The organism is Aneurinibacillus sp. UBA3580, assembly GCF_002375825.1.
Lineage (GTDB): Bacteria > Bacillota > Bacilli > Aneurinibacillales > Aneurinibacillaceae > Aneurinibacillus > Aneurinibacillus danicus.
Genome location: NZ_DFMZ01000057.1, coordinates 16,700 through 21,171, shown reverse-complemented (window position 1 = coordinate 21,171; position 4,472 = coordinate 16,700). Strand labels below are relative to the sequence as shown.

General features: G+C 50.6%; 6 protein-coding genes. 4 read left to right on the top strand and 2 right to left on the bottom strand.

The window, feature by feature from the left end:
• Positions 1 to 383 precede the first annotated feature (383 nt).
• From B2899_RS09310 to B2899_RS09295, 4 genes are all read left to right on the top strand, one after another.
• Complete coding sequence (locus B2899_RS09310) at positions 384 to 1,445, top strand: phosphotransferase family protein (protein ID WP_286885277.1); 1,062 nt, start codon at positions 384 to 386, stop codon at positions 1,443 to 1,445.
• The gene (locus B2899_RS09305; protein ID WP_286885274.1) at positions 1,442 to 2,191 is read left to right on the top strand and encodes a 2-phosphosulfolactate phosphatase; all 750 of its coding nucleotides are present in this window, start codon (positions 1,442 to 1,444) and stop codon (positions 2,189 to 2,191) included. The genes B2899_RS09310 and B2899_RS09305 overlap by 4 nt, the downstream gene beginning before the upstream one ends.
• A 41-nt stretch (positions 2,192 to 2,232) precedes the next feature.
• Entirely contained in the window at positions 2,233 to 3,069 is an 837-nt protein-coding gene (locus B2899_RS09300; protein ID WP_286885273.1) for an aldo/keto reductase, read from the top strand.
• Positions 3,070 to 3,223: 154 nt separating this feature from the next.
• Positions 3,224 to 3,400, top strand: a complete 177-nt coding sequence (locus B2899_RS09295; protein WP_170230372.1) for a hypothetical protein — start codon at positions 3,224 to 3,226, stop codon at positions 3,398 to 3,400.
• A 173-nt stretch (positions 3,401 to 3,573) separates the two neighbouring features.
• On the opposite strand, the gene B2899_RS09290 is transcribed toward B2899_RS09295, so the two are convergent.
• Together B2899_RS09290 and B2899_RS09285 are read right to left on the bottom strand one after the other, a co-directional pair.
• Entirely contained in the window at positions 3,574 to 3,888 is a 315-nt protein-coding gene (locus B2899_RS09290) for a hypothetical protein (RefSeq protein WP_146811962.1), read from the bottom strand.
• A 202-nt stretch (positions 3,889 to 4,090) separates the two neighbouring features.
• The coding region (locus tag B2899_RS09285; RefSeq protein WP_286885270.1) for a DUF3898 domain-containing protein at positions 4,091 to 4,472 on the bottom strand (382 nt) is incomplete at its 5' end.

Genomic DNA, 4,472 nt, shown 5'->3' with positions numbered 1-4,472 from the left:
TCTCTTCTCTCTTTCCCTTCGTAGCTTTATTGCGCCAGCCAACTACCGTCGACAAAAACCGTCTGGCCGGTAATGAAATCTTCGGTTTCAGAGGATAACATCCGTATGGCTCCATGCAAATCGTCTGCATTCCCCAGCCGTTTAAACGGTGTTTTCCAAATTGAACTTCTGCATTTGCCGCATCTCCCCTTGTTCTGTTTTTCCGTTTCATTGTATTATTGTAAGAAAATGCAGTTGATTTATCATTTTATTTTAAATAGTTAAAACTGTATATACAAATCATCTTTATTATGGCGCACATCTATAACGGTACGGATGAAGTGCACCGTATGGTCGTCGCAAAAGAAGTACCCAAAATCATTCGGCTTATGGGGGAAATAAACATGGAAAACAAAGTGGAGTTTCTTGCTGTTCAGTCTGGAAAAGACGAGATTAACTGGTCAGCCGTACGCGAGTTTATCCTTGACGAGCTTGAAGATGTGCCCGATGCCCCGCTCAAAGTAAAGCAATTCTCAGCCGGCTATTCGAACCTGACCTACGCAATTGAAATGGGAGATTGGAAAGCGGTCCTGCGCCGCCCACCATTCGGACCGATTCCGCCGAAGGCACATGACATGAAGCGCGAGGCCGAGATTCTACAGCGGATCCACCCGGTGTTTCCGCTTGCGCCGAAGGTCTATCTGTACAGCGAAGACCCGGCTCTGATGGACCGCCCTTTCTATATTATGGAGCGCAAACAGGGCGTCGTATTAGATGACGAATTTCCGCCTGAATACGAAGCGAACGAAGAAACGGCCCGCAAGGTATCCGAAACAGTGGTCAACACGATGACTCAGCTGCATGCAATTGATTATGTACAAGCGGAACTGACCGATATCGGACGTCCGGACGGCTATCTCGAACGGCAGGTGCACGGCTGGATTAAACGCTATCACGCGGCGCAAACTGATGAGATTGCCGTTACCGGCGAAGTCGAGGCCTGGCTTGTGGGCAACATTCCCGCCTCCCCTGCGCCAACCATTGTGCACAACGATTTCAAACTGAATAACATGATGCTGGCGGCGGATGATCCGCGTCGAGCGACCGCCGTTTTCGACTGGGAGATGTGCACGATCGGCGATCCGCTGACTGACCTCGCCTCTACCATGGCCTACTGGACCGAGCCGGGCGAAGGGGAAACCGGGCTGACATCCATTACGACATTCCCCGGTTTCATTACACGGCGTGAATTCATCGATTTTTATGCGCAAAAAAGCGGACGTGACGTCGGAAACATTGATTATTACCTTACGTTCGCCTTTTACAAGGTCGGCGTTATTCTTCAACAGATCTATTACCGCTGGAAGCAGGGCGGTGTCCAGGACGAGAGATTTGGCAAACTCGACAGCGGCGTGTACAATCTAATGCATCAGGCGCACCGGGCGATGCGCCGGGAGCTATTATGAGAAAAATCCACGTTCTAACCCAAAAAGAAAGCCTCAACCCCGAACGGCTTTCCGGGTGTACCGCCGTTGTCATCGACGTACTGTATGCCACCTCTACGATCGTCACAGCGCTGCATCATGGCGCACGGGCCGTTATCCCTGTTCTGCATCGGGAAGATGCCCTCCAGACGGCCGCAGCTTACAGAGAAACCGAATACCTGCTGTGCGGAGAAAGCGGCGGCTATACGCTGGATCAGTTTGTGAACCCTGACCCGCTGGAGCTGGCCACAGCCGGGATACACGGAAAAACAATCATTTTCTCATCAACCAACGGTACGGTTGCATTGAAAAAAGCAGCGACCGCCCGTACCGTCTATGCTTCTTCTTTGCTGAATGGCCATGCGGTGGCCGATCATATCCGCAGAAGCAGCGAAGAGGGCTCCATTGTCATCATCTGCGCCGGTTCGAATGGCCGTTTTGCGCTCGAAGACATGCTAGGGGCCGGTTATCTTATACAGGAACTCACTCACCATAACCCGGATGATTGGCAACTCAGCGACGGGGCGTTTGCCGCGCGCGAGCTGTTCGCCTCATGCGCCGACCGCCTCTCTGATACGTTGCTTCAAACGGAAACCGGGCGCTTCCTTGAAAAGCTAGGAGGCGCAGAGGGCATCCTGCATGCTGCACAGGCCGGTACCCTACCGGTCGTCCCGCTGATGCACGGGGGGGCACTTATGCCTGAGAAGACGGCAAACAAGAGTCACTGATTAAATGTAAAACAAGCGGTTCAAAACAGGAGGCGAAACAAATGATTCACAGCATTTCTGATTACACTACCCTTCATAACGGTGTTCGTATGCCCTGGCTGGGCCTTGGCGTATATAAGACCCAGGAAGGCGAAGAAGTCGAGCAGGCGGTCAAAGCGGCGATTGAGATCGGCTACCGAAGCATCGACACAGCAGCTCTGTATCACAACGAGAGAGGTGTCGGTAACGCGATCAAGATGTGCGGTGTGCCGCGTGAAGAGCTGTTCATTACAACAAAAGTATGGAATTCACATCAAGGATACGATGCCACGCTGCGCGCATTTGAAGAAAGCCGTCAGAAACTCGGACTCGAGTATCTCGACTTGTATCTCATCCACTGGCCGGTAAAAGAAAAGTATAAAGACACATGGCGCGCGTTTGAAAAACTGTATGAAGACGGGCTTGTGCGCGCAATCGGCGTTAGCAACTTTCATGTCCATCACCTAAAAGATTTGCTGATGGATGCCCGCATTATACCGATGGTTAACCAGGTGGAATTTCATCCGCGCCTGACGCAAAAGGAACTCCTCCGTTTCTGTAAGGAAAAAGGCATCCAGATGGAAGCGTGGAGTCCACTAATGCGAGGGCGCTTGCTAGATGATCCGGTACTGAATAAGATTGGCCGCAAGTACGGTAAAACGCCGGCCCAGGTCATTTTGCGCTGGGATTTGCAGCACGGTGTCGTGACGATCCCGAAATCAGTGCATGCGGAGAGAATTGCTGCCAACGCGGATATTTTTGATTTTACACTAACTGACGAAGAGATGAATCAAATCGACGGGCTAAACCGCAATGAGCGCAGCGGCCAGGACCCCGATAATTTTCAATTTGATTTTTAACTGATGCTTGGATAAAAATTGTGCAAGGCGTCGGGCAAAACCCGGCGCCTTTCCCTTTCCGATCTCTTATGTTCTCTTTCCTTGCTTTTCATCCATCACGTATAGGCCATGCCCATTCTTGGGATAATGGATAAAAAACGCAGAGGTGAAAATAATGTGTCTCCTGCAAAAACAGCTTCGCACCCGCTTGAATAACGGCGTTCCCCGCCTATCATTCTACCGTATGATGAAAAGTGCCGAATTCGATGAATTATGCCGATTCTATACCCAGGACATGCTGACGTTTGAACAGCTAGAGCGCCGCGTCCGCTGCTTAGAGCGCCTCTTTTAGTCTTTTCCTCTCTATTCTATCTCTCTCCTCTCTTCTGGTATAAACCGGAGGGGAATTCGAACGTTCCGGGCACCGGGATGCTCGTCCTCTGTTTTTTCCAGCAAATATTCTGCATGGCGTAAAAAATAATGGAATGAACAGTTAGACAATAAAAATGCAGCGAGAAAGCCCCGCTACATTTTGTTCCGTCTGCATACCAGCTCCTCAAACCACTCTTCGTCTTTGCTGTCAAGCGCCATATCCAACAGCGCATTATAATCTTCATGTTCGAGCTGAAGCTCCCTGATTTTTTCCGCTACATCGAGAGGTACGCGAAAATGGCCGCTGCGCGCTAACGCGGAAGAAGAACCGTCTTTGACCGTCGGCACGAATACCGTCATCATCATCTGCGCCTTATTCATTTCTTTCACATAACCGGTAAGAAGCAATGTTTTCCCTTTGTCATTGTAAGGAAATTTCACCCATTCGCCTATGCTAAAGTGCTCCATACCTCCCATCCCCTTACCTGTATGACCATTTCAAATTCCTTTAGTAATATGGTAAGCAGGAGACAGGTCTTTGTTGCAAAACAATCTGGCAAAACAATAAATTTGGGTAAAGGCCCCCGCCTTTTTCACTATTGAAATCCCGTTCTCTTTCGTTTTCTCTCTTTCTCCGTTCCCTCATGGCTGGCGTTCCCTTTCATTCCCATTAGAACGGAGGGGCGTCATCGTCTTCTGCGCCTTCATATGCCGGGCGCTCCGTCTGCTTTTGTTCAATGCGTGCGAGCACGTCTTCGAGCTGGTCCGGGCGCAGCAGCTCGACGGGCGAGACCCCTTTCTCAAACTGGAATGTATCCCCTTCAATGAGCACAACATACCGGTCGCCAAGCCTGGCGATATGGATATTCTCTCCGAAATCGGCCAGCAACGCTTTGACCGAGATGTGATTGAGCTTCAACTTCATCTCTAAATCCGGTTTCCGCTCCACCAGTGCCGCTGTCGCTTCCGCAACCTGCTCGCTCGACCACCGCTCCTGCAGTTCACGTTTCTCGCTTGCGGCCCAAATTTCCATCGCTTCTTCTTCCTGCTGA

What these genes read in the sequence shown, in the direction of transcription:
- B2899_RS09300 (WP_286885273.1), top strand. Translation starts at nt 2,233, where the DNA reads ATGATTCACAGCATTTCTGATTACACTACCCTTCATAACGGTGTTCGT.
- B2899_RS09305 (WP_286885274.1), top strand. Translation starts at nt 1,442, where the DNA reads ATGAGAAAAATCCACGTTCTAACCCAAAAAGAAAGCCTCAACCCCGAA.
- B2899_RS09310 (WP_286885277.1), top strand. Translation starts at nt 384, where the DNA reads ATGGAAAACAAAGTGGAGTTTCTTGCTGTTCAGTCTGGAAAAGACGAG.
- B2899_RS09290 (WP_146811962.1), bottom strand. Translation starts at nt 3,888, where the DNA reads ATGGAGCACTTTAGCATAGGCGAATGGGTGAAATTTCCTTACAATGAC.
- B2899_RS09295 (WP_170230372.1), top strand. Translation starts at nt 3,224, where the DNA reads ATGTGTCTCCTGCAAAAACAGCTTCGCACCCGCTTGAATAACGGCGTT.